Raw genomic sequence first — 22,348 nt, forward strand, 5'->3', positions numbered from 1 at the left:
CCACCCGTCCTCCCCTTGCGTGCGGCAGGGCCGCGGGGATCGGAAGGTCCGCTTAGCGGAAGTTCACGAACTGCAGGTCTGCTTCCTCGAAGCCGCGCAGCAACGCCATGGTGGTCTGCAGGTCGTCGCGGGACTTGGAGGACACGCGCAGTTCGTCACCCTGGATGGTGGACTTCACGCCCTTGGGTGCCTCGTCGCGAATCAGCTTGTTGATCTTTTTCGCCACGTCCTGGGCAATGCCCTCGACGATCTCGGCCTCGATGCGGTATTCCTTGCCCGAGGCGAAAGGCTCGCCCGCCTCAAGGGACTTGAGCGAGATGTTGCGCTTGACCAATTTCGACTGGAAAACGTCGAGAACGGCCTTGACCCGCTCCTCGGAGTTCGCCTTCATCAGGATCTTCTCGCCGCTGAAGTCGATCTCCGCGCCGATGCCCTTGAAATCGTAACGCTGGACGATTTCCTTCTGCGCCTGGTTCAGTGCATTGGACACTTCCTGGCTGTCGACCTTGCTGACAACATCAAAAGTTGAATCGCTCGCCATGTGAGCCTCCTTGGGTAGTGATTGTGCTTTGCCTACAAGAGTACCGGGGCGTCCCAAAAGCCCGGAGGAACCGTGCGCTGACGCGCCGCCGAACCCTCGATTTGTACTCTTGGGAAAAATTCGGGTAGAGTTTCTACTCGTTCCGAAGGGAACAATTCGGCAGATTACCCGAGCGGCCAAAGGGGGCTGACTGTAAATCAGCTGGCAACGCCTTCACTGGTTCGAATCCAGTATCTGCCACCGAATGAACAAAGCCCGTGTTCAAATCCACAAGATTTGAACACGGGCTTTTTCGTGCCCGGCCCCGTTGCCACAGGTGGGAGCCCGTATTGGAAGTCGGGCGACGGGCCTCGTCCAGGAATGTGGGCCCACTCAACATCCCTCAGGCGGGCGATACCCGCCGCCCAAGATATCAGGCGGCCAACTTCTGGCCCATCGGGACCACGTAGAGGTCCCAGAGCAACATGATGGAATCGCGTGGGGCCGACAACACCGCGTGATAGTGCGCCCACTGCCATTCGGTGGCCCCGTTGTCTTCCAGCGGCTTGGGAGGGCACGATCCGGGAGTGAGCCACCGATTCCCGTTCCAGATGGCCTGCAACGGGCCAACGGATGTGGCCGCGGCCGTGCTGTCTTCGAGCGGAACGGGAAAAGACACCCGTTCCTGGATCCGCAACGCGGGAGCGACAGCGAACGGGGTTGATTCCACGATGGCCAAATCCATGGGTAGTGCATCGACGTAGCGCTCGGCCAGCAGCATTCCCTCTGAGAGCGCCTTGCGTCCGGACCCTCCCGTTGTGACCAGCAACAATGTGCAGCGTGTCATGTTCTTGTTGGCGTCCGGTCGCGTCCCCGTTCGGGTGGTCGCACTCCGGATGCATCCTTCCTGTGATCCGTTGAACCGGTGCTCCCGGCAGGGGAGCTGGGCTGCATGTCAAACCCGATTCGGCCGCGAAGCCGGGGGTTCCATGGTGGTGCGGTCGATGGCTGCCTCCTTGGGTGGTTACGACGATTCCTTCGAGCATAAGGTCGTGCGAAAGCCCGCGGGGCCGAAGCGGCAAATCTGTGGATAAGTTTTGACATCGGGCCCCTGACGCCGTGAACAGGAACCAAGCCGGCCGAAAATCGGATGCCGACTGCGGCGCCAACGGCATCACGCGGTACCGTTGGTACATGGCTACTATCAATATCACCGAGTCTGAGTTCACGACGACGCTGGAAGAAAATGACATTGTCTTCGTAGACTTCTGGGCAGCGTGGTGCGGACCTTGCCGCCAATTTGCCCCGGTTTACGACGCAATCTCCGAAAAATACACCGACGTGAAGTTCGCCAAGGTGGACACCGAAGCCGAACAGGGCTTGGCGCGCGCCGCGAACATCACCTCCATTCCCACCCTGATGGCGTTCCGCGACAAGGTGCTGGTCTTCTCGCAGCCCGGCGCCATGAATGCCTCGCAGCTGGACGACCTCGTGGTCGCCGTCAAGGGCATCGACATGCAGCAGGTCCACGCACAGATCGCCCAGCAGGAAGCCGAAGCCAAGTAGCTTCCGCACCGGCCTAGCGGCGTCGATGGTCCATGGGCGCCAGCCGGGGTCCGAAGGACTGCTTGCGCTGCCCGGAAAGGCCGATCAGTCGCACCACGCGCTGGCGGTGCCCGCTGAAGGGCGCCAGCAACTCCAGCATCCCGGCGTCGTCCACCCGACGCCCGGTGAGCACCTGGCCGACGAATGCCGCCAGATGGTAGTCACCCACCGACACATGGTCGGGTGCGCCATGGGTGCGCTGCAGCACCTCGGCAATGCTCCACGGTCCCACCCCGGGAATCGATCCCAGCGCGGCGGCCAGGGTCCCTTCGCCCATCACGTTTTCCCGCACGGCCCCCAGCTCCAGCAGGGCCCAGCGTTCGAGGCTTGCGGCGGCCGCCGCCGCACGAACCGCGGTGGCCGCTCTCTTGGAATCCACGCGCGCCTGGTGCCATTGCCACGGCTGCAACGCACGGACCGCCGCCGGGGACGGCGGCAATCGCATGTCTGTGGGTGCGGGGCCCGGAGGGATCTGGCCAATGGCGCGGCAGAGGTAGCGCCAGGCGAAGTGGGCCTCGACGACGGTGACCTTCTGCTCGAGGATGGCCGGCAGCAGGGCGTCGAACACGCGCCCGGTGGACGGAAACCGCAGCCCCGGGTTGAACTTCCTGCTTTGGGCCACCACCGGGTGCAGCAACGCCGAGGTGTCCGGGGCGTCGAAGGCGCGCCAGTCGTCGTAGGCGCCAAGCAGGTGCAGCCCGCGCTCCACCGCATGCTCCGCGCCCGGCCCCCAGGCCTTGAGGAAAACCTCGGTGCCGCGACCGGCAGGATGCTTGGCCAGCAGCGTCACCGGTCCGCGCGGGGAGTGGAAGCACAACCAGGCCGCGGAATCCGTGACCTTGGCGGTCGGGTCGCCCGCACCGCGTTGCAGGATGCCCAGGGACTGGCGCAGCGAATAGGTGCCGTGCGGCTTCCACGAGGCCTGCGCATCGCACCCCGGCAAGACTGGTGCACTCGAATCGGGCATACCTCCATACTCCCACCGGGCCGCGGCATTTCGGTGCATGAAGATTCACTACGAACGGCGTCTTCAATGTGACGGCGCGCCGGTAGAGTGGCGCCATGAAGTATGCGCGCACAGTCCTGGACCTGATCGGCAACACGCCGCTGGTCAAGCTAAATTCGGTCACCGCAGGCATCGAGGCCACGGTCTTGGTCAAGCTGGAATACCTGAACCCCGGCGGGTCCATCAAGGACCGGATCGCCCTGAAGATGGTCGAGAACGCCGAGGCCGACGGGCAGCTGCTGCCCGGGGGAACCATCGTCGAACCCACCAGCGGCAACACCGGGGTGGGCCTGGCCATGGTCGGCCAGCTCAAGGGCTACAAGACCATCTTCGTGACCCCCGACAAGGTCGGGGAGGAAAAGCGCGACGTGCTGCGCGCCTACGGGGCCGAGGTCGTGGTGACCCCCACCGCGGTCGCCCCCGATTCCCCCGAGTCCTACTACGGCGTCTCGGACCGCCTGGTCCGCGAGATCCCCGGGGCCTACAAGCCCGACCAGTTCTCCAACCCCGCAGCCCCGGAAAGCCACTACGAAACCACCGGCCCGGAAATCTGGAACGACACCGACGGCACGCTGACCCATGTGGTCATCAGCGCCGGCACCGGCGGCACCATCACCGGCACCGGCCGCTACCTCAAGGACATCTCCGCCGTCCGCGCCTCCGGCCCGGTGAAGGTCATCGGCGTGGACCCGGACGGCTCGGTCTACTCCGGGGGCACCGGCCGGCCCTACTTCGTCGAGGGCGTCGGCGAGGACATGTGGCCGGGGAACTACGACCCGAAGGTCCCCGACGAGGTCATCGCCGTGAGTGACGCGGACGCGTTCGAGATGACCCGGCGCCTGGCCAAGGAGGAAGGCCTGCTGGTCGGCGGTTCCTCGGGCATGGCAGTGGTTGCCGCCCTGCAGGCGGCCAAGGACCTTCCGGCCGAGGCCGTTGTCGTGGTGATCCTGCCCGACGGCGGGCGCGGCTACCTGGGCAAGATCTTCAACGACTCCTGGATGCGCTCCTACGGCTTCTTGCGCGACAACGCCACGGACACCGTCGGTGCGCTGCTGGCCGCCAAGCCTGCCGGCCTGCCGGCGCTGGTCCACACCCACCCCAACGAGACGGTCCGCGACGCGATCGGCATCATGGGCGAATACGGGGTCTCGGCCCTGCCGGTGCTCTCCACCGAACCCCCGGTGCGCCTGGGCGAGGTCCGCGGCTACATCGACGAACGCACGCTGACCGAGCGGCTCTTCCGCAACGAGATCTCCCTGACCGACCCGGTGGGCCCGCTGGTGACCACCGCGCTGCCGCTGATCGGCATCCACGAAACCATCGACCGGGCCAAGGAGCAACTTTCCACGCACGACGCCCTGCTGGTCACCGACGACGGGGCGGCGGCCGGGGTCGTCACCCGCCACGACCTGCTCACCTACCTCACCCACTAAGAAAGTTGGCTCCCAGACATGAGTGAAAACATCCAAGGATTCAACACCCGCGCCGTACACGCCGGGCAGGCGTTCGAGCCCCGCACCGGGGCCGTGGTCCCGCCGCTGCACTTCTCCTCCACCTACGCCCAGGACGGCATCGGCAACCTGCGCGCCGGCTACGAATACGGCCGCGGCGGAAACCCCACCCGCGACGCCCTGCAGGAACAGCTCGCCGCCGTGGAGAACGGCACCCACGCCTACTCGTTCTCCTCGGGCCTGGCGGCCGAGGACTCGCTGATCCGCGCGCTGGCCGAACCCGGGGACCACATCGTGCTGGGCAACGACGCCTACGGCGGCACCTACCGGCTGATTTCCAAGGTCCTGGGCGGCTGGGGCATCGGCAACACCCCGGTGGACATGTCCGACCACGCCGCGCTGAAGGCGGCCATCGCCGCGAACAAGACCAAGCTGGTCTGGGTGGAAACCCCCTCGAACCCGATGATGCGCATCACCGACATCGCCGCCGTCGCGGCCATCGCCCACGAGGCCGGCGCACTGCTGGTGGTCGACAACACCTTCGCCTCCCCGGCGCTGCAGCAGCCGCTGGACCTGGGCGCCGACGTGGTGGTGCACTCCACCACCAAGTACATCGGCGGGCACTCCGACGTGGTCGGCGGCGCCATCGTGGTCAAGGACCCGGTGCTGGCCGAGGCCATCGGCTTCATCCAGTTCGCCGTCGGCGCGGTCTCCGGCCCGATGGACGCTTTCCTGACCACCCGCGGCCTGAAGACCCTGGGCGTGCGCATGCGCACCCACTCGGAGAACGCGATGGCCGTGGCCACCTGGCTGGCGCAGCGCCCCGAGGTTCAGGCCGTGCACTACCCGGGCCTGGAGTCCCACCCGGAGCACGAGCTGGCCAAGAAGCAGATGAGCGGTTTCGGCGGCATGGTCTCGGTGCAGTTCGCCGGCGGCGAGGACGCAGCACGAATCGTGGCCGAGGCCACCCGCGTGTTCACCTTGGCCGAGTCCCTGGGCGGCATCGAGTCGCTGATGAACTACCCCTCGGAGATGACCCACGCCTCGGTCAAGGGCACCGAGCTGGCAGTGCCGGTGAACCTGCTGCGCCTCTCGGTGGGCATCGAGGACATCGCCGACCTCATCGCGGACCTCGAGCAGGCCTTCGCCAAGCTGTAGGCGCACGCGCAGCGGCAACCCACGCGGGGTGCGTGCCGCCGGGAGATCCCGGCAGGCACGCACCCCGCGTTTGTGGGTTCCGGATTCCGCCTGCGCCTATTCGGGCACGACCTTGCGGGAGGCCACGACCGGGGTGCGGGTGGACGCATCGTATTCCATGACCTGGACCCCGCCGATCCACACGCGCATCGCCCGGGACATCACATCCAGCGGATCCCCGCTCCAGAGCACCAGGTCCGCGTCCTTGCCGGCTTCCAGCGAGCCGATGCGCGCCTCCAGGCCCAGCACCTTCGCCGGGTGGATGGTCACGGCCCGCAGCGCGGTCTCCCGGTCCAGGCCCTCCTTCACGGCCAGCGTGCACTGGTGGATGAGGAAGTTGATCGGGATCACCGGATGGTCGGTGATGATCGAGATCTCCACCCCGGCCTCGGCCAGCCGGCGCGGGTTGGCCAGCGAGCGGCCGCGCAGCTCCACCTTCGACTTGGTGGTGAACAGCGGGCCGATCAGCACCGGCACCCCGGCGGCGGCCACCACGTCGCCGATCACATGCGCCTCGGTGCCGTGGTCCAGGACCAGCTCGTAGCCGAACTCCGCGGCCAGGCGCAGCGCGGTGGCCACGTCGTCGGTGCGGTGGGCGTGCTGGCGCCACGGGATCTCCCGACGCAGCACCATGCCCAGGGCCTCGAGCCGCGCATCGCGCTTGGCCGGGTCGTTGGCGGCCAGGTAGTTCTGCGCCTCGATGAACCCCTGGCGGATCACCAATGCGGTGCCCAGCCGGGTGGAGGGGGTCTTGTCCTTGGCGCCGTGGATGCGCTTGGGATTCTCGCCCAGGGCGGACTTGATGCCGCTGGGGGCCCGCAGCACCATCTCATCCACGTAGCGCCCGTGCGTGTGGATCGCGGCGGTCTGCCCGCCGATCGGGTTGCCCGATCCGGGGTTCACGTTCACGGTGGTCACCCCGCCTGCCAGCGCGTCGTCGAAGCCCGGGTCGAAGGGATCGATGGCATCGATGGCACGCACCGCGGCCATGTTCGGGTCCGTCATCTCGTTCACGTCGGAGCCGGAACCGTCCTCGCCCTCCGGGTGCATGCCCAGGTGCACGTGCGCGTCGACGAGCCCGGGCAGCAGCCACGCGCCGTCCGCGTCGAGGACCTGCGCGCCGGCCGGGACCTTGGCCTGCGGGCCCAGCGCGGTGATGACCGAGCCGCTGACCACGACGGTCCCGGTGAATGGTTCCCCGATGATCGGGACGACGTGGGCATTGGTGATCGCAAAAGTGTTCATGGGTGCACTCTGCCATGGTTTGCCGCGCTCCGACATGGGTCGATGTCCGGGCACAGGGGATTTCCTAGCGCTGGTTGCGGGCCTTCTCGGCACTGCGTTCGGCCCGGCGCCTGGCCCGGGCGGCCTTGGTTTGCGGGGCGAAGTACCTGGTGGTTCCCGGGCTCCAGAGCAGCGCGACGCCCACCAGCAGCAGCGCGCCGAAGATGCCCAACCGCACCCCGCGGGTCAACAGCGGGATGCCCACGATGATCCCGCACCAGGTCAGGGACATCCGCCCGGCCAGTTTGCCCAGCCAGAGCTGGAAGGTGCAATACCCGATGACCAGGCCCAGCCCGACCAGGGCGATGCCCGCACCCCAGAAACCCGGCGCCTCATTGGCCGGGCGCGAGGCGGCGTTGAGGAAGAACCCGGCGGCGAATGCCAGCGCCGAGGCGCAGGCGGCGGCCCACCACCAGCGCGCGGTGCGCAGCGAGGCCGGCAGCGCGTCCTTCACGGTTTTCACGAAGCAGCCTCGACGGCGTTTTGGTTCTTCTCCATGCACCGCAGGTTACCCGATGAAAGCCGGTGCGCGGATTCGCCCCACGGCCGCGGCGCGGACCGGGACCGTACCCCCGGGCGTATATTCTGTGGACATGGAACTCGACCCCGTGGAACTGAAACCGGTGCTCAACCGCCTCAAGCGCGCCCAGGGCCAGCTGGCCGCCGTGATCCGGATGATCGAGGAGGGACGCGAATGCAGCGAGGTCATCACGCAGCTTTCGGCCGCCTCCAAGGCCATGGACCGGGCCGGCTTCAGCATCATCGCCAGCGGCCTGCAATCCTGCATGCTCGCCGAGGCCCGGGAGCCCGGGTCCGCCCAGCTGGACCGGGACAAGCTGGAAAAGCTCTTCCTGTCCCTGGCATAGGATTTTCCCATGACCCCCAACCCCGCCACCGGCCACCCCGAATCCGCCGACATTGCCCGCGGGCACCTGGAAGCGGTGTGCATCGTGCACGCGCTGAAGCCCGACGCGGGCGCGGTGGGCATCACCGCCATCGACAAGCGGCCCGTTGCCGGMCCGGTCAAGGTGCGCAAGATCGGGCTGTACGCCGACACCCAGGTGGACCGCGAACACCACGGCGGCTACGACCAGGCGATTTACGCCTACTCCACGGCCGAGGCCGAACGCTGGGGTGCGGAACTGGGGCGGGAAATCGTCGCCGGGCTCTTCGGGGAGAACCTGCGGGTCTCCGGCATCGAAACCTCCGACGCCGTGGTGGGGGAGCGGTGGCGGATCGGCGCCTCCGTCGTTGTCGAGGTCACCTGCCCGCGGATTCCCTGCTCGACCTTTGCCCGGCACCTCGAGGAGGACAACTGGGTGCCCCGGTTCACCGAACGCGGGGATGTCGGCTGCTTCCTGAGGGTAGTCCGCACCGGGAAGATCCGTGCGGGCGACGAAGTGGTGGTGCTGTCGCGTCCGGGGCACGGGGTGCGGATCCGCGATGTCTTCTTCGGCCCCACGCCCGCGCAGGCGCAGGCGCTGCTGGCCGACCAGGCGGCCACCGGCCACCGGCTTCCGGACAAGGTCCTGCGCACGCTGCCCGGTGCCGCCGGGCAGTAGCCCGGAAGGTCCGGGCCCGGCAAATAGGCGGATTCAAGCCGCGAACGGGCACATCATAGTCCGGTTTGCCACCCCGTGTGCGCAACCTCACCGGCATTAAGTACCCCATGTTGCGCCAAGGGCGATAAGATTAGGTGTTCACTGTATCCGGCTTCCCTCGCATTCTGCCCAATTCTTGAGGCAGAAGCTGTCGTGTGTGAGCCCGCCATCTGATGCGGGTTGTTCCTTTCATAGGGGAGTCGCCGGACCAAAGTGATTGAGTCCGATTGTGCTGCGGAACCTCGTTGATACGGGGTCCATCCGCCCCTATGAATGAGGTAATTCCCTTTGTCTTCTGACATGCCCGAAAACCAGCCCACCGCCGAAACCAAGACCGAAGAAGATTCGATCCTCTTCACCGATCTGGGCCTCGACGGCCGCGTTCTCGCCGCCGTCTCCGATCTGGGCTACGAAAAGCCCTCCCCGATCCAGGCAGCCACCATCCCGCTGCTGCTCGAAGGCCGCGACGTCGTGGGCGTTGCCCAGACCGGCACCGGCAAGACCGCCGCGTTCGCCCTTCCCGCACTGTCGAAGATGGCCGAACTGGCCGACCTCAACGGCACCGCCCGCAAGACCCAGGTCCTGGTCCTTGCCCCGACCCGCGAGCTCGCGCTCCAGGTCGCCGAGGCCTTCACCTCCTACGCCAAGCACATGGGGGACTTCACCGTCCTTCCCGTGTACGGCGGATCCGCCTACGGCCCGCAGCTTGCAGGCCTGCGCCGCGGCGCCCAGGTTGTCGTCGGCACCCCGGGCCGCGTCATCGACCACATCAACAAGGGTTCCCTGGACCTGTCGGACCTGCAGTACGTGGTTCTGGATGAGGCCGACGAAATGCTGCGCATGGGCTTCGCCGAAGAGGTCGACAAGATCCTCGAAGCCACCCCGGAAGAGAAGCAGGTCGTGCTGTTCTCGGCCACCATGCCGTCCTCGATCCGCCGCATCTCCAAGCAGTACCTGCGCAACCCGCAGGAAATCTCGGTCAAGTCGAACACCTCGACCGGCACCAACATCCGCCAGCGCTACGTGCAGGTCATGGGAGCCCACAAGCTCGATGCCATGACCCGCATCCTGGAGTCGGAGAAGTCCGAGGGCGTTATCGCCTTCGTTCGCACCAAGATGGCAACCGMGGACCTGGCCGACAAGCTCAAGTCCCGCGGCTTCACCGCCGCAGCCATCAACGGTGACATCCCGCAGCAGCAGCGCGAGCGCACCATCGAGAACCTTCGCGATGGCAAGATCGACATCCTGGTGGCCACCGACGTTGCGGCCCGCGGCCTCGACGTGGAGCGCGTGTCCCACGTGATCAACTTCGATATCCCGCACGACACCGAGTCCTACGTGCACCGCATCGGCCGCACCGGCCGTGCCGGCCGCTCGGGCGACGCGATCCTCTTCATGACCCCGCGCGAAAAGTACTTGCTGCGTGCCATCGAAAAGGCCACCCGCCAGACGGTGGAGCACATGCACCTGCCGAGCGTTGACGCCGTCAACGACAAGCGCCTGGCCAAGTTCGCCGACCAGATCGGCGAGACCATCTCCTCGCAGGACCTGACGGTCTTCCGCAACCTGGTGGAGAAGTACTCGGCCGAGCACGAGGACATCACCGAGGTCGAGATCGCCGCGGCGCTGGCCCACATGGCACAGGGCGGCCGCCCGCTGCTCATGCAGGAAATGCCGGCCGCACCGGCCAAGCAGGCACGCCTGGCCAGTGGCGGACGCGACGGATTCAACTCCCGCGGCCCGTCCCGCTCCCTGACCGAAGGCAACGCCACCTACCGCATCGCGGTGGGCCGTCGCCAGCGCGTCATGCCCGGCTCCATCGTTGGCGCACTTGCCAACGAAGGCGGCCTGACCTCCGCCCAGATCGGCGGCATCGACATCCGTGCCGACCACACCCTGGTGGAACTGCCGGCCGACCTCTCCTCGGAGCAGATCCGCTCGCTGTCCCGCACCCGCATCGGTGGCGAATTGATCCACCTCGAGCTGGACAACGGCCGCAGCCCGAAGTCCGACCGCGAAGGCGGCTACCAGGGTGGCGGCGGACGCGGCGGCTACAGCGGTGGCCGTGGCGGTGGCGGCGGCTACCAGGGCGGCGCACGCAGCGGTGGCGGCGGTGGCTACCGCGGTGGCAACGACCGTCGCACCGAAGGCGGCTCCTCCGAGGGCGACCGCGGATACGACCGCAACGCCGGTGGCGAGCGCAGCGGTGGATACCGCGGCAACGCCGGTGCCGGTGCAGGTGAGCGCAGCTTCGGCGGCTCCTCGCGCAAGCCCCGCACCACCGGCGGCCCGCGCCGTCGCGACTACTAAGCACTAAACAGCCAAGACCCCCGGTGAGGGGTGTCCTTCCGTAAAAGGGAGGGGCACTCCCGCCGGGGGTCTTGCTTTTCCCGGGTCCCGGCCGCATTACGCGTCTGGCCCGTCACCGACCGTGCGCCGAGGACCCCGCAGGCCTGGAACCCGATGCGAGCCTGCCCCTGGGTGAGCACCTGCACCCCGGGTGCCATGCGAACAGGGAAGGCGCCGTCACGGAAGCGGCTGATTTCCCGGGGGCGAGATCGTGCCGACCCCGCGGGACACCGGGACGTGCAGTGCGCGGCAGCCAGGAAGCCCCGGACGACGGCCCCGGCCCCGGAGGCCGTTCCCGGCCCACGGCCGCCTTGGCGGGGGCGCAGCGGCCCCTGCCTGCCATTCCGGGAGGGTCCCGCGAGGTGGCCGGCGACGGATCGCCGATCCGAGACGGGAGCACTCCCGGCGCGGCTGCCGCGGTGCGCGCGGCGGGACCCCTCAGCTCCCGCCAAAGCGGGTTGCACGTATGGGTGTTTGCGGGATCCCTGCGCGAGTGCTCGTCCACTTTTCTGTTGCGTCGGCTCCCGCGAGGAAGCCACGGAGCCTCCGGAAGGTGAGCCCGCCCGGACGGTTCCCGGCGGTTCCGAAGGCTTCAGCGGGCCAATTCATGCAGCGGCCCAACAACCCGGAGCCCTGGCCCGACCGTTTCCGCCAACGGCAACCAGTCCCGACGCGGGGAGAATGCCGAAGGGGAGCCAGGCACGTTTCGGGACCGCCGCACGAGTGGGCCTCCCGGCCACCGTGCTCCAAGGCGACACCTTGGGCCACCGTCGCCGGCATCACTGGAACCGGAGCATTCCGCGCCATCACCCCGCACCGATCATTCGGTGAATTGCGTCACTGAGATTTTGGGTGAATGACACCCTGACGTGCCGTTTTCGATGGATTTTGTGCGGTCGATCACAAAGTGCCATTCCGATTTCACAGCGTCGAAAATTGCTGGTAGAGTTCTTACTCGTTGCCCCCCTAGCTCAGTGGTAGAGCGCGTTCTTGGTAAGAACGAGGTCACCGGATCGATTCCGGTGGGGGGCTCTGGATGGAATGGCCCGCGCCTGAGTCAGCCCGCAAGGGAACCTGACGCGGACGCGGGTCTTACCATTCGTGGCGGCTTAGCTCAGCTGGTTAGAGCGCACGACTCATAATCGTGAGGTCCCGGGATCGAGTCCCGGAGCCGCTACACAAGAATGGCCCCGGAATCCCCACGGTTTCCGGGGTTTTTTGTGCCCAAAAGCAGCCCGGGTGCCGCCGCCGTTGGATCAGCGGGCCACCGGCCCATTTCCATGCGGCCGAACCGCTGAAATTCGGCGCACCGATCGGCTGGGTTGGCGATGCGGGCATTGCTTGGCTGTGGTCTGCCAGACGGGGGCCACCCGTCCGCCCGAGATCAAGGAATCCAGGCGGAGAAAATACCGCAGTGGTGGCGCTCAACGAGGCTTTGAGCACAGGAGCTGCAATGACCGTGACTGATGCCCGTCCGGCATGGTGCCTTTTGAGCGGCACGGTTGATCCAGAGGCGATGGAACGACGCAGTGCCGGCGCCCGTTGTCCGGCCCCACGGGACGTTTCCGCGTGCAGGCCGTGAATTCGCTGGGAAACCGGTGCGCGCCGGGGTCGATCCTGTCCGGGGAGAACCCGGTGCCGTAGGGTTTTATCGGTGATTCCCTTTCTTGATGTGCACGCGACACTGGCAGCGATTGCGGTGCGGCCGGTGTCGGCGAGCTTCCTGCCGGACTGGCTAAACCCCGACGTATTCCTGCGGAATCCCGCCTTGGGCCCGTGGGTGATCCTGCTGATTTGCGGCATCGTGTTTGCGGAGACCGGACTGCTGGTTGGTTTCTTCCTGCCGGGTGATTCCATGCTTTTCACCGCGGGGCTTCTGGTCGCTACCGGCGCCCTGGATGTCAGCCTGCCGCTGTTTGCGCTGCTGATCTTCATTGCGGCCTTCGCTGGTGACCAAACCGGATACCTTATCGGCCGCAAGGCCGGCCCCGCAATCTTCAAGAAGCCCGATTCGAGGCTCTTCCGCAAGGAATACGTCGACAAGGCGCACATCTTCTTCGAACGCTTCGGCGGGAGGGCCGTGGTGCTTGCCCGATTCGTTCCGATCGTCAGGACGTTCGTCCCGGTCATCGCAGGCGTGGCACACATGCGGTACCGCGTTTTCGTGCTCTACAACCTCTTGGGAGCCCTGCTGTGGGGCGTCGGGGTGACACTTCTGGGTTTCTGGTTGGGCCAATACGAGTGGGTCGGCGAAAACATAGATGTCATCTTCATCGTGATCGTGCTCATCTCGCTCGTCCCCGTCGCACTTGAGCTGCTGAAGGCCGGGCGTCGCAAAGCACCCGAAAACTGACCCGCATCCCGGAATCGGGGGCGGCGCGGCCCCCCGCTGCTGCGGGGCCGCATGGAGGAACTGCGCCTTTCGGGGGAGCGGAAGCGTGCGCTGAAGGACGCCAAAATGTGGCGTTGGTCATGTCCGAGGTTTTCGATGTGCATTTTATGTCGTTCATTGGGTAGAGTATTTTCTCGTTGCCCCCCTAGCTCAGTGGTAGAGCGCGTTCTTGGTAAGAACGAGGTCACCGGATCGATTCCGGTGGGGGGCTCGATAAAAAACCGCGGTTGGTCCCAGACAAGGGTCCAACCGCGGTTTTTGTTTTGCTCCGGCGCAATCTATTTGCGCAGCGACGTGTTCCCGCTGACCTTGGAAACGATCCGGTCGATGAGGATGCCAAGCCCGATGGCCACCGCGACTGCGACCGCCATGCCCAGAAGATGGTGTTCCTCGAACCACCGGCCGGCCAGGACGCCGATGAGAACGGAATAGGTCGCCCAGCCGAGGCTGGAGAAGCACGTCAGGATGACGAAGGTCCGGCGCGGGAAACCCGTGGCTCCGGCCACCAGGTTCACTGCGACACGACCGATGGGAACGAACCGGGCAACCAGGATCAGGGATACGGGGCGAAGCCGCAATTCGTACCCGGCCCAGGCAAAGGCGTGCTGGAGCCGCTTGCGGCGCATCCACGCAAACCTGTCGGTTCCGATGCTGCGCCCGATCAGGTACGCCACGTTGTCGCCGACGAAGGCACCCAGGCCGGCGACCAGCCCCAGCAGCCAGGGATTCGGATTTCCGTGGGTTGGCACCAGGGAAGCCAACGCAACGACCAGCGATTCGCTGGGCACCGGCGGGAAGAAGCCGTCAATCGCGCAAAACAGGAAAATCATCAAGTACGACAGGGGGTTTCCGGCAGCAGCGAAGATGAAGGCGCTTAGCGAGTCCAAAGCCGTGGTGAAAAAGTCCAAGAGAGATCCTGTTCGTTCAATGTCCCGGGCTCCCCATTAGGTCAACGCGAGCTTCCATCTCCAAGGCTAACCACGACACATACCATTTCCTACTTTGGTGGCGTCTGTGATCAAGCCGACTCAATCCGGCGGTTCACGTGGGTTGCCCGATAGGATGGACGAAGTGCGAAAGCCGCAATCATGCGTGCCCGACCTGGAAGGTTGGACTCGTTGGGGTGATTCGCTCTCGACGACCATGAATCTCCAGGAGAGGACGAAGCACATGCCGAAAGCGGACTTCAACCAAGAGTTCCCGACCCGTGCTTCCCTGCGGCGCGCCCGCCAAGCCGAAGTTGCAGCGCAGGAACAGGCCAAGGACGAAGCGAAGAAGACCGCGGAAAAGCCCCGGGTGCTGGACGAATTCGATGCCGTTCCCGAATCCGGCCTCGAAGGATCCCCGGCTGCAACCACCAAGCCCGGACCTGCCAGCCCGGTCAACACCGCGGACGCCGCAAAAGCCAAGACCGCACCGACGGCCGCGTCGAGCGCACCGGCCCCCGCGAAGCCGCAACCGAAGCCAGCTCCGGCAAAACCCGCTCCCGCAGCCGCCGCGCCGGCCCGGGAAACGGGCGGCAACGACACCAAGAGCGTGAACGAGCCCGCTGCCGCCGCATCGGCGCCGCCAAGTGCCAAGCCCGCCGCCAAACCAGCAGCCCCGGCTCCAGCAGCCGCAAAGGCGCCGCAGGCCAAGGCCGTGCCGCCCAAGGCCGAGGCGCAGCCCGGCGCCGCTGCACCGGCCAAGCCCGCGGCCCCCGCCGCAAGCGCCGCCAAGCCACCGGCGCCCGCAGCTGCCGCTTCCCCGAAACCTGCTGCAGCCGCCGCACCGGCCAAGCCCGCGGCCCCGGCTGCGAAGCCGGAAGCTGCCAAGCCGGCGGCCGCCCCCGTGGCAAAGCCGGCTCCCGTGGCACCAAAGCCCGCACAGGCCGCAGCCACAGCGAAACCGGCTGCCGAGGCGGCCAAGCCCGCACCTTCCGCGGCAAAGCCGGCTCCCGCGGCCGCCACGCCGGGCGCGAAGCCCGCGACAACTCCTGCCAAGCCGGCGGTCGCGACCGACAACAAGCCTGCAGCTGCACCGGCCAAGCCTGCGACGCCGACGGGAACCGCCAAGCCCGCTGGGCCCAAGCCGGTTGCCCCGAAGCCGGCCGAACCCAAGGCCGCCAACCCCGCAGTGCCCGCCGCGACCTCGGCCGAGGCAGCGGACGCCTCCGCACCGGCCGAGGACCTCACAACGCCCGAAGGCCGCCGCCAGGCCTTCCGCGAGATGAACCCGGCGGCCGGGACCCGCGACACGTTCCTGCGGCCCGAGGACGAGACCACGTTCCGTGCCGAACGCGGTTTCCGCGGCTTCCTCACGCGCCTGGGCTTCAACATGGAACCCTCTGCCGAGGAAGTCGAGGAACGCAAATGGCGCCGCATCGTCGGCACCCGGCTCACCGAATCCAAGACCATCTCCGTGGTCAACGGCAAGGGCGGAGCCAACAAGACCCCCACCGCCGTGCTGCTGTCGGCGGTCTTTGGCCGCAACACCGGCGACCCGGTCCTGGTCTGGGACAACAACGGAACCCGCGGAACGCTGGGCTGGCGCACCGTCCAGGGGCCGCACGCCGCCCACTCCATGGACCTGCTGTCCGCCGCACCGCGGCTCAAGGACGTGAAAGTCGGGGACCCGGTCATCCACAACTACACGCACTACCAGCCCGAAGACTGCTACAGCGTCCTGCGCACCGACCCGACGCTGCTGGCCAGCGAGCAATTCGTCAACGCCGCGGACTTCGACGCGCTGCACTCGATAGCCTCGCGATTCTTCGCGCTGACCATCATGGACTCCGGCAACGACGAGTCTGCCGAACGCTGGATGCGCATGATCGACCACACCGACCAGCTGGTCATCGCCAGCACCACCGTGGAGGAGCATGCCGAGGCCGGCGCCCTGCTGCTCGAGGCCCTGGCCAAGCGCGGGGGGCACTACAAGGAGCTGGCCCAGAACGCCGTCGTCATCGTTTCCCAGCACCAGCCCCACGGCAACAGCGAACAGCTTGACCGCATCGCCCACGGCTTCGGCCGCCTGGCCCGCTCCGTGGTCACCGTTCCCTACGACGCGGCACTGGTCAAGGGACAGATCCGCTTCGAGGGACTGCGTCCGGCAACGCGCCGGGCCTGGCTGCACGCCACCGCCGCGGTCGCCGGGGCACTGCACGACTGAGGTGGAAGCCCCCGCCCTGCTCTGCCGCGGGATCCGCTGGCCCTCGGAACCCGGAACCCCGTCGCTGGTGCTCGATGACGAGAGCCTTCAGGCCGGCGACGTGGTGCTGGAACCGGGAACCCGGCTTGGCTTCACGGTGCTGCCCGGCCGCTGGTGCCTGGGCCACCAACTGATCAAGGACAGGACCCACCGCACCCTGGTGCCCTGCCCGACCGGCTCGCTGATTGCCGGCGGCACCCAGTGCGCCCCCTGCGAGGCTGCCGACCAATCCCGGCCGATGCATGAATTCCACCGCACGGGCCGCGCTTCCCCGGGCCTGCGCGACTACCTGGACCAGCCGCACTGGCTCTACGTGGCGACATTCGCCCAGGGAACCACCAAGGTCGGCACGGCCGCGAACCCCAGCAAATGGCGGCGCCTGGCCGAACAGGGCGCGATCAGCGCCCGCTATGTCGCTTGGTGCCCCGACGGGGTCTCGGTGCGCAACCTCGAGGATCTGGTGACCCGCGAGCTCGGATTCACCCAACAGGTCAGGGCCAGCTCCAAGGCCCGCGGCCTGCTGGAACACCACGTGACCACCGCGGATCTCGATGCGCTCAACGCGTCCAGGGCCGAGGCCGCGCGCACCCTGCTGGCGCAGCTGGACCCCGGGACCCTGGCCGGTTCCCGCGCCGTCGAGGAGACCTGGAACCGGCCGCCCCAGGGACAGGTCCTGCTGGCCGGGTTCGACGCCCACCGGCTGCAGCCCTACCCGGGGAACCTGGCCGAGGGATCCCACGGCTTTTACGTGGCCGGGGTCTCCGGGCAGGTGCTGGGCGTGGAACTGGACGGGCAACCGGAGCTGTTCGTGGCCAATGCGGCACTGCTGAAGGGGCGCAAGCTGGCACCGGGCGAACATGTGACACAGTCGCCACCGGTCCAGGGCGCACTGTTCTAAGCCGATTTGCGGCGCTGAATTAGGATTGGAGCATGACCAATACCCCCTGGGAAGCTTCTTCCGGACTGTACAAGAAACTGGCCATCGGGTCGATGGTGGTTTCCGGCACGGGCATCGTCCTGGCCCTGATCGGTGCCAACACGCACAACCGGCCGCTGATGTACACGGCCATGGGCATCATCGGCATCGGATTGGTGGCGCACATGATCGGGATGGGGATCCGCGCCCGCGACGCCAGGGCCTGGCGCGTCTCCCAGGGACTGGTCCGGCCCCGGCCGCCCAAGCGCGGCAAGCGCAACAACACCACCCCCGGGGACACCCCCTAGCAGGACCCCCGGGCCCCACAACTTCCACCCCCAGCATCAGCACTCGTCCCACAACAGGAGCGGCACAACCGATGAGCATCAACCCCGATTTGGCAGGCCGGGTCTACCCGGCCCAGGAGCCCTACGCGGTGGGCCGCGAAAAGATCCGCGAATTCGCCGCCGCCGTGAAGGCCACCCACCGGGCCCACTACGACCTGGACGCCGCGGCGGCCCTGGGCCACGGCGACCTGCTGGCCCCGCCGACCTTCGCGATTATCGTCGCCCAGCGCGCCGACGCGCTGCTGGTCAACGATCCCGACAGCGGCATCGACTTCTCCCGCGTGGTGCACGCCGACCAGCGCTTCACCCACCACCGCCCCATCGTGGCCGGGGACCAGCTGGTCGCCGAACTTCACGTGGACACCGTGCGCGCCATGGGCGGCGGGGCCATGATCAGCACCCGCGCCGAGATCGCCACCACCGACGGCCAGAAGGTCGCCACCACCGTTTCCTCCATCTTGGTACGCGGAGAGGACCAGTAATGATCGACTTCGACACCCTTGAAAAGGGCCAGCAGATCGGCTCCACCACCGTCTTCGTGAACCGCGCGGACCTGGTGCGCTACGCCGGGGCCTCGGGGGACTTCAACCCCATCCACTGGAACGAGCGCTTCGCCACCGAGGTCGGGCTGCCCGGGGTCATCGCCCACGGCATGTTCACCATGGGGGCCGCGGTGCAGCTGGTCACCGACTGGGCGCAGGATCCCAGTGCCATCGTCGACTACCAGACCCGCTTCACCAAGCCCGTCCCCGTCGCGGACCCGGCCGGCACCAACCCGTCCGACGCCGCCGGCACCGCCATCGAGATCGCCGGCACCATCGGCGCGCTGGACGCCGAGGCCCGCACCGCCCGCGTGGACCTGGTGGTCAGCGTCGAGGGCACCAAGGTCCTGGTCAAGGCCCAGGCCGTGGTGCAGCTCTGAAACCAGCACCGGATTCCGCAGCGCCCGCCCCCGGGCGCCGGGGCAACCCCGAGGTCATGCCCTGGCGCAACGGGGTGCTGGCACTGTACCTGGCCTCCGGGCTGATGCTCGCCACGCTGGTCTCCCGGCTGCCCTCGGTGCGCGACGCGCTGGGGCTGAGCCACGGCGAGGTCGGCCTGCTGTTGCTGTGCATGACGGCCGGGTCCTTCGCCTCGGTCTCGGTCTCCGGATTCGTGGTCATGCGCCTGGGTTCCAAGCGGACCCTGGTGCTCGCCGCCTCACTGACCGCCGTGGCACTTGCCGTGGTGGGCGTCGCGGCGGCGGGGCTGCACTCGCTGGTGCTCACGGGCACCGCGCTGGGACTGCTGGGTGCCGGCAACGCCGCCTGGAACGTGTCCTCCAACGTCCAGGGCGCGGCCATGGAACGGACCCTGGGCGTGCCGATCATGCCGGTGCTGCACGGCTTCTTCTCCGTGGGCACCGTGCTGGGCGCCGCGGCCGGGGCACTGGGTGCCGCGCTGCACCTGAGTATTTCCTGGCACTTCGCGGCCATGTCCGTGGCCGTGCTGGCCATCATCCACCTCGGCACCAGGACCTTCAGGCCCGACGCCTCCAACGCCGGGTCCGGGCATTCCAACAAGTCGCTGCTGGCCGACGCCTGGCGCGAACCGCGCACGCTGGTGCTCGGCGTGCTGGTGCTGGGCATGGCGCTGGCCGAGGGCGCGGCGGGGGACTGGGTCGCCCTGGCCCTGTCCGACGGCTACGGGGCCATCAACTCCGTGGGCGCCATCGGCTACGGGGTCTTCGTCACCGCGATGACCCTGGCCCGGCTCGGCGGCGGGTTCGTCCTGGCCCGGCTGGGCCGGGTGGTGGTCATCCGGATCTCCGCGGCGTCCACCCTGGCCGGACTGCTGCTCTTCGTCTTCGGCCCTTCCCTGCACACGGCCTTCGCGGCCCTGGTGTTCTGGGGCCTGGGGGTGGCGCTGAGCTTCCCGGTGGCCATGACCGCGGCGTCGGACGACCCGATGCGCGCCGCCGCCCGGGTCTCGGTGGTCTCCACCATCGGCTACGGCGCGTTCCTGGGCGGGCCCCCGCTGCTGGGCCTGCTGGCGGACCGTGTCGGGCTGCTGCATGCCCTGGGCTACGTGGGCATCCTCGTGGTCCTCTCCTTCTTCCTGGCCCCGGCCGCCGGCCCCCGCAAGGCCGCCGTGCCGGCACCCGCAACCAACACCACCGAACCCTAAGGCGCAAACCACCGTGAACACCCAGCTGCTCGCACCCCTGACCACCACCGGCGTCGGCGGCCCCGCCGGCACGTTCGTCCGCGCGGACACCGAGGAACGGATCACCGCCGCGGTGGCCGCCGCCGACGCGGCAGGGGAAGAGCTGCTGATCGTTGCCGGCGGCTCGAACCTGGTCATCGACGACGCCGGGTACCCCGGCACGGTGCTGCAGATCGCCAACCGGGGGGTGGCGATCGGCAAGGAGCTCTCCGACGGGCGCATCCGCGTGGACATCGCCGCCGGGCACCCGTGGGACGACGCGGTCGCCCAGACCCTGGCCGCGGGGCTCTCCGGGCTCGAGGCCCTGTCCGGGATCCCCGGATCGGCCGGAGCCACCCCGGTGCAGAACGTCGGCGCCTACGGCTCCGAGGTCGCCCACACGCTGCTCGAGGCCAAGGTCTACGAGCGCGCCACCGGCACCACCACCCACTTCGGGAATGCCGGGCTGGGGTTCGGCTACCGCGACTCGCTGCTCAAGCGCACCACCGCCAACGGCTCCCCGCAATACGTGGTGCTCTCGGTGGCCTTCGCCCTGCAGCGCCGGGCCGATTCCGCGCCGATCCGCTATGCGGAGCTGGCCCGCAGCCTGGGCGTGGCGGCGGGCGAACGCGCCGACGCCGCGGCGGTGCGCGCCACGGTGCTGGCCCTGCGTGCCTCCAAGGGCATGGTGCTGGACGCCGCGGACCGCGACACCTACTCCACCGGATCCTTCTTCACCAACCCGATCGTGCCGGCCGCGGTGCTCGACTCGCTGCCCGCCGGGGCCCCGAACTTCCCGGTGGACACCCCGGGCCTGGTCAAGCTCTCGGCGGCCTGGCTGATCGACAAGGCCGGCTTCGCCAAGGGCTTCGGCCTGGAAGGCACCGCCGGGGCGGCGCTGGCCGGCGGCCGGGCGGCGCTGTCCACCAAGCACACCCTGGCCATCACCAACCGCGGACACGCCTCCAGCGCCGACGTGCTGGCCATCGCCCGCGCGGTGCGCGCCGGGGTGCTGGAGCGCTTCGGCATCGAGCTGCACAACGAACCGCTCTTGATCGGCTGCGCCCTGTAGGGAATCGTGGGGTGCACCATGGCACCGCACCCGATCAAGCTCAGCAGCCCGCAGCGCACCGCCGTCGCCCACATGCGCCTGGCCGCGCAGGGCCTGCTGCCGCATCTTCCGCTGGCCACCGCGGCGTCGGTGGCCGCCAGTCCGGCCGAGGTCGTATCCGGGATGGGCATGATCCAGGCCCAGGATCTGCCCCAGGGATGCTGGGCCGTGGGGGTGCGGCTGCCCGGGGCCGGGCTCAGCGACATCCACGCGGCCCTGGCCGACGGCTCGGTCATCCGCTGCTGGGGCGCCCGCGGCACGCTGATGCTCATCTCCCCGGCACTGCATGCCACGCTGCTCGCGGTCACCGGACCGCGGATGGACGCCTCGATGGCGGGGACCCGGGCGGCGGAAAACATCACCGAACCCGAAATCGCGCGCCTGGCCGAGGTGGCGCGCGAGCGCTGCTCCGGCGCCGGGGCCACCCGTGCCGAGTTGCTCGCCGCCTTTGCCCAAGCAGGGTCCAGCACCGCCGGGCAGCGCGGCTACCACCTGATCGTGGCGGTGAGCCTGCGCGGGGTGATCGTGCAGGGCCCGATGGAGCCGGGAAGCAGCACCCGCCAGCTGTTCATGGCCACCGAGCAGTGGATTGCGGGCCGCGGGCCCGCCGGGCACGCGGACCCCGAGGCGGCGCTGCGGCTGCTGGTGGGGACGTACATCCGCTCCCACGGGCCGGCGACAGCAGCCGATTGCGCCTGGTGGCTCGGCCTGCCGCTGGTTCCGGTGCGTGCGGCCCTCGCCGCGCAGCAGCAGGAACTGCCCGGGCGCTCGCTGGGCGGGGAGGTCTTCCACTGTGCCGAGGTGCATGCCAACCGCTGGGCGGGCCTGCGCGGGGCCCGCGGGACGCTGGCGCTGCCGGGCTTCGACGAATTGCTGCTGGGCTACAAGGACCGTTCGGCGGCGCTTGCCCCTGAACACGCCCAGGCAGTGACCCCGGGGAAGAACGGGATCTTCCTGCGCACCGTGGTCTCCTCCGGGCACGTGGTGGGCACCTGGGGCGTGGAGGGCCGCGGGCGGAGCCTGCGCGCGCAAAGCTCGCTCTTTGTCCCGGTGACATCGGCCCGCAACGGGGCAGCGATCGGGCATGCGCTGCAGGCCTACCTGGATTTCCGCAACGGCTGAGCCGCCCGGTCGGGGGAAAGGTGACACGGCCGCGGCGGACGAGGAAGGCGGGGCGCCGCGGGCATGAAAAAGCC

The 22,348-nt window shown here is 68.2% G+C and carries 21 protein-coding genes and 4 tRNA genes; 19 read left to right on the top strand and 6 right to left on the bottom strand.

Annotated features, from left to right (window positions below; translation table 11 throughout):
- Positions 1 to 52 precede the first annotated feature (52 nt).
- Positions 53 to 541 (bottom strand): YajQ family cyclic di-GMP-binding protein, encoded by a 489-nt coding sequence (locus BLJ79_RS01435; RefSeq protein WP_071212880.1) that lies wholly within the window; start codon positions 539 to 541, stop codon positions 53 to 55.
- Positions 542 to 699: 158 nt separating this feature from the next.
- On the opposite strand from BLJ79_RS01435, the gene BLJ79_RS01440 reads away from it, so the two are divergent.
- Positions 700 to 781 (top strand) — tRNA-Tyr (locus BLJ79_RS01440).
- Between the two features lie 172 nt (positions 782 to 953).
- Here the strand turns inward: BLJ79_RS01440 and BLJ79_RS01445 are convergent.
- Positions 954 to 1,367 carry a hypothetical protein gene (locus BLJ79_RS01445; protein WP_139194665.1) on the bottom strand — a complete coding sequence of 138 codons (414 nt, stop codon included), beginning with the start codon at positions 1,365 to 1,367 and terminating at the stop codon, positions 954 to 956.
- 347 nt (positions 1,368 to 1,714) lie between these two features.
- Here BLJ79_RS01445 and trxA point away from each other — a divergent pair, with 347 nt between their 5' ends.
- Positions 1,715 to 2,086, top strand: coding sequence for a thioredoxin (gene trxA / locus BLJ79_RS01450; protein ID WP_071213229.1), 372 nt, complete (start codon positions 1,715 to 1,717; stop codon positions 2,084 to 2,086).
- A gap of 13 nt (positions 2,087 to 2,099) precedes the next feature.
- Here trxA and BLJ79_RS01455 read toward each other — a convergent pair whose 3' ends face one another.
- The gene (locus BLJ79_RS01455) at positions 2,100 to 3,092 is read right to left on the bottom strand and encodes a DNA-3-methyladenine glycosylase family protein (RefSeq protein WP_071212882.1); all 993 of its coding nucleotides are present in this window, start codon (positions 3,090 to 3,092) and stop codon (positions 2,100 to 2,102) included.
- 95 nt (positions 3,093 to 3,187) lie between these two features.
- Here BLJ79_RS01455 and BLJ79_RS01460 point away from each other — a divergent pair, with 95 nt between their 5' ends.
- Both BLJ79_RS01460 and BLJ79_RS01465 read left to right on the top strand, forming a co-directional pair.
- Positions 3,188 to 4,564: a cystathionine beta-synthase gene (locus tag BLJ79_RS01460; protein ID WP_071212883.1), complete on the top strand. Its 1,377-nt coding sequence runs from the start codon at positions 3,188 to 3,190 to the stop codon at positions 4,562 to 4,564.
- Between the two features lie 18 nt (positions 4,565 to 4,582).
- Positions 4,583 to 5,740, top strand: a complete 1,158-nt coding sequence (locus tag BLJ79_RS01465; RefSeq protein WP_071212884.1) for a cystathionine gamma-synthase — start codon at positions 4,583 to 4,585, stop codon at positions 5,738 to 5,740.
- Positions 5,741 to 5,836: 96 nt separating this feature from the next.
- Here BLJ79_RS01465 and BLJ79_RS01470 read toward each other — a convergent pair whose 3' ends face one another.
- Positions 5,837 to 7,024 carry an amidohydrolase gene (locus BLJ79_RS01470; RefSeq protein WP_071212885.1) on the bottom strand — a complete coding sequence of 396 codons (1,188 nt, stop codon included), beginning with the start codon at positions 7,022 to 7,024 and terminating at the stop codon, positions 5,837 to 5,839.
- A gap of 64 nt (positions 7,025 to 7,088) precedes the next feature.
- Positions 7,089 to 7,526, bottom strand: a complete 438-nt coding sequence (locus tag BLJ79_RS01475) for a hypothetical protein (RefSeq protein ID WP_071212886.1) — start codon at positions 7,524 to 7,526, stop codon at positions 7,089 to 7,091.
- A gap of 130 nt (positions 7,527 to 7,656) precedes the next feature.
- Between BLJ79_RS01475 and BLJ79_RS01480 the strand changes: the two genes are divergently transcribed.
- The 7 genes from BLJ79_RS01480 (at position 7,657) to BLJ79_RS01510 (ending at position 13,616) form a co-directional block, all read left to right on the top strand.
- Positions 7,657 to 7,929, top strand: a complete 273-nt coding sequence (locus BLJ79_RS01480) for a metal-sensitive transcriptional regulator (protein ID WP_071212887.1) — start codon at positions 7,657 to 7,659, stop codon at positions 7,927 to 7,929.
- A gap of 9 nt (positions 7,930 to 7,938) precedes the next feature.
- The gene (locus BLJ79_RS01485; RefSeq protein WP_071212888.1) at positions 7,939 to 8,625 is read left to right on the top strand and encodes an MOSC domain-containing protein; all 687 of its coding nucleotides are present in this window, start codon (positions 7,939 to 7,941) and stop codon (positions 8,623 to 8,625) included.
- A 339-nt stretch (positions 8,626 to 8,964) separates the two neighbouring features.
- Positions 8,965 to 10,974: a DEAD/DEAH box helicase gene (locus tag BLJ79_RS01490; RefSeq protein ID WP_071212889.1), complete on the top strand. Its 2,010-nt coding sequence runs from the start codon at positions 8,965 to 8,967 to the stop codon at positions 10,972 to 10,974.
- 999 nt (positions 10,975 to 11,973) lie between these two features.
- Positions 11,974 to 12,045, top strand: a tRNA-Thr gene (locus BLJ79_RS01495).
- Positions 12,046 to 12,116: 71 nt separating this feature from the next.
- Positions 12,117 to 12,190: transfer RNA gene (locus tag BLJ79_RS01500), tRNA-Met, on the top strand.
- 480 nt (positions 12,191 to 12,670) lie between these two features.
- Positions 12,671 to 13,366 (top strand): VTT domain-containing protein, encoded by a 696-nt coding sequence (locus BLJ79_RS01505; protein ID WP_286135245.1) that lies wholly within the window; start codon positions 12,671 to 12,673, stop codon positions 13,364 to 13,366.
- Positions 13,367 to 13,544: 178 nt separating this feature from the next.
- Positions 13,545 to 13,616, top strand: a tRNA-Thr gene (locus BLJ79_RS01510).
- A 67-nt stretch (positions 13,617 to 13,683) separates the two neighbouring features.
- Here BLJ79_RS01510 and BLJ79_RS01515 read toward each other — a convergent pair.
- A complete protein-coding gene (locus BLJ79_RS01515; protein ID WP_071213231.1) occupies positions 13,684 to 14,292 on the bottom strand; it encodes a DedA family protein in 609 nt (202 codons plus the stop codon).
- 283 nt (positions 14,293 to 14,575) lie between these two features.
- On the opposite strand from BLJ79_RS01515, the gene BLJ79_RS23225 reads away from it, so the two are divergent.
- The 8 genes from BLJ79_RS23225 to BLJ79_RS01555 all read left to right on the top strand — a co-directional run bounded on the left by BLJ79_RS23225 (position 14,576) and on the right by BLJ79_RS01555 (position 22,274).
- Entirely contained in the window at positions 14,576 to 16,555 is a 1,980-nt protein-coding gene (locus BLJ79_RS23225) for a MinD/ParA family ATP-binding protein (RefSeq protein WP_071212890.1), read from the top strand.
- A 1-nt stretch (position 16,556) separates the two neighbouring features.
- Entirely contained in the window at positions 16,557 to 17,492 is a 936-nt protein-coding gene (locus BLJ79_RS01525; protein WP_083410923.1) for a DUF2797 domain-containing protein, read from the top strand.
- Between the two features lie 32 nt (positions 17,493 to 17,524).
- A complete protein-coding gene (locus BLJ79_RS01530) occupies positions 17,525 to 17,818 on the top strand; it encodes a hypothetical protein (RefSeq protein ID WP_071212891.1) in 294 nt (97 codons plus the stop codon).
- A 71-nt stretch (positions 17,819 to 17,889) separates the two neighbouring features.
- Positions 17,890 to 18,339, top strand: coding sequence for an FAS1-like dehydratase domain-containing protein (locus BLJ79_RS01535; protein WP_071212892.1), 450 nt, complete (start codon positions 17,890 to 17,892; stop codon positions 18,337 to 18,339).
- The gene (locus tag BLJ79_RS01540) at positions 18,339 to 18,779 is read left to right on the top strand and encodes a MaoC family dehydratase (RefSeq protein ID WP_071212893.1); all 441 of its coding nucleotides are present in this window, start codon (positions 18,339 to 18,341) and stop codon (positions 18,777 to 18,779) included. The genes BLJ79_RS01535 and BLJ79_RS01540 overlap by 1 nt, the downstream gene beginning before the upstream one ends.
- A 56-nt stretch (positions 18,780 to 18,835) precedes the next feature.
- Entirely contained in the window at positions 18,836 to 20,023 is a 1,188-nt protein-coding gene (locus BLJ79_RS01545; RefSeq protein ID WP_071212894.1) for an MFS transporter, read from the top strand.
- Positions 20,024 to 20,036: 13 nt separating this feature from the next.
- Entirely contained in the window at positions 20,037 to 21,113 is a 1,077-nt protein-coding gene (locus tag BLJ79_RS01550) for a UDP-N-acetylmuramate dehydrogenase (protein WP_071212895.1), read from the top strand.
- 18 nt (positions 21,114 to 21,131) lie between these two features.
- The gene (locus tag BLJ79_RS01555; protein ID WP_071212896.1) at positions 21,132 to 22,274 is read left to right on the top strand and encodes a winged helix DNA-binding domain-containing protein; all 1,143 of its coding nucleotides are present in this window, start codon (positions 21,132 to 21,134) and stop codon (positions 22,272 to 22,274) included.
- Positions 22,275 to 22,348: the final 74 nt, after the last annotated feature.

Source organism: Arthrobacter sp. UCD-GKA (assembly GCF_001863355.1).
In the GTDB taxonomy this organism is placed as follows: domain Bacteria; phylum Actinomycetota; class Actinomycetes; order Actinomycetales; family Micrococcaceae; genus Paeniglutamicibacter.

Coding starts and splice junctions, on each gene's coding strand:
- BLJ79_RS01435 (WP_071212880.1), bottom strand. CDS start 541: ATGGCGAGCGATTCAACTTTTGATGTTGTCAGCAAGGTCGACAGCCAG.
- BLJ79_RS01445 (WP_139194665.1), bottom strand. CDS start 1,367: ATGACACGCTGCACATTGTTGCTGGTCACAACGGGAGGGTCCGGACGC.
- trxA (WP_071213229.1), top strand. CDS start 1,715: ATGGCTACTATCAATATCACCGAGTCTGAGTTCACGACGACGCTGGAA.
- BLJ79_RS01455 (WP_071212882.1), bottom strand. CDS start 3,092: ATGCCCGATTCGAGTGCACCAGTCTTGCCGGGGTGCGATGCGCAGGCC.
- BLJ79_RS01460 (WP_071212883.1), top strand. CDS start 3,188: ATGAAGTATGCGCGCACAGTCCTGGACCTGATCGGCAACACGCCGCTG.
- BLJ79_RS01465 (WP_071212884.1), top strand. CDS start 4,583: ATGAGTGAAAACATCCAAGGATTCAACACCCGCGCCGTACACGCCGGG.
- BLJ79_RS01470 (WP_071212885.1), bottom strand. CDS start 7,024: ATGAACACTTTTGCGATCACCAATGCCCACGTCGTCCCGATCATCGGG.
- BLJ79_RS01480 (WP_071212887.1), top strand. CDS start 7,657: ATGGAACTCGACCCCGTGGAACTGAAACCGGTGCTCAACCGCCTCAAG.
- BLJ79_RS23225 (WP_071212890.1), top strand. CDS start 14,576: ATGCCGAAAGCGGACTTCAACCAAGAGTTCCCGACCCGTGCTTCCCTG.
- BLJ79_RS01530 (WP_071212891.1), top strand. CDS start 17,525: ATGACCAATACCCCCTGGGAAGCTTCTTCCGGACTGTACAAGAAACTG.
- BLJ79_RS01535 (WP_071212892.1), top strand. CDS start 17,890: ATGAGCATCAACCCCGATTTGGCAGGCCGGGTCTACCCGGCCCAGGAG.
- BLJ79_RS01540 (WP_071212893.1), top strand. CDS start 18,339: ATGATCGACTTCGACACCCTTGAAAAGGGCCAGCAGATCGGCTCCACC.
- BLJ79_RS01545 (WP_071212894.1), top strand. CDS start 18,836: ATGCCCTGGCGCAACGGGGTGCTGGCACTGTACCTGGCCTCCGGGCTG.
- BLJ79_RS01555 (WP_071212896.1), top strand. CDS start 21,132: ATGGCACCGCACCCGATCAAGCTCAGCAGCCCGCAGCGCACCGCCGTC.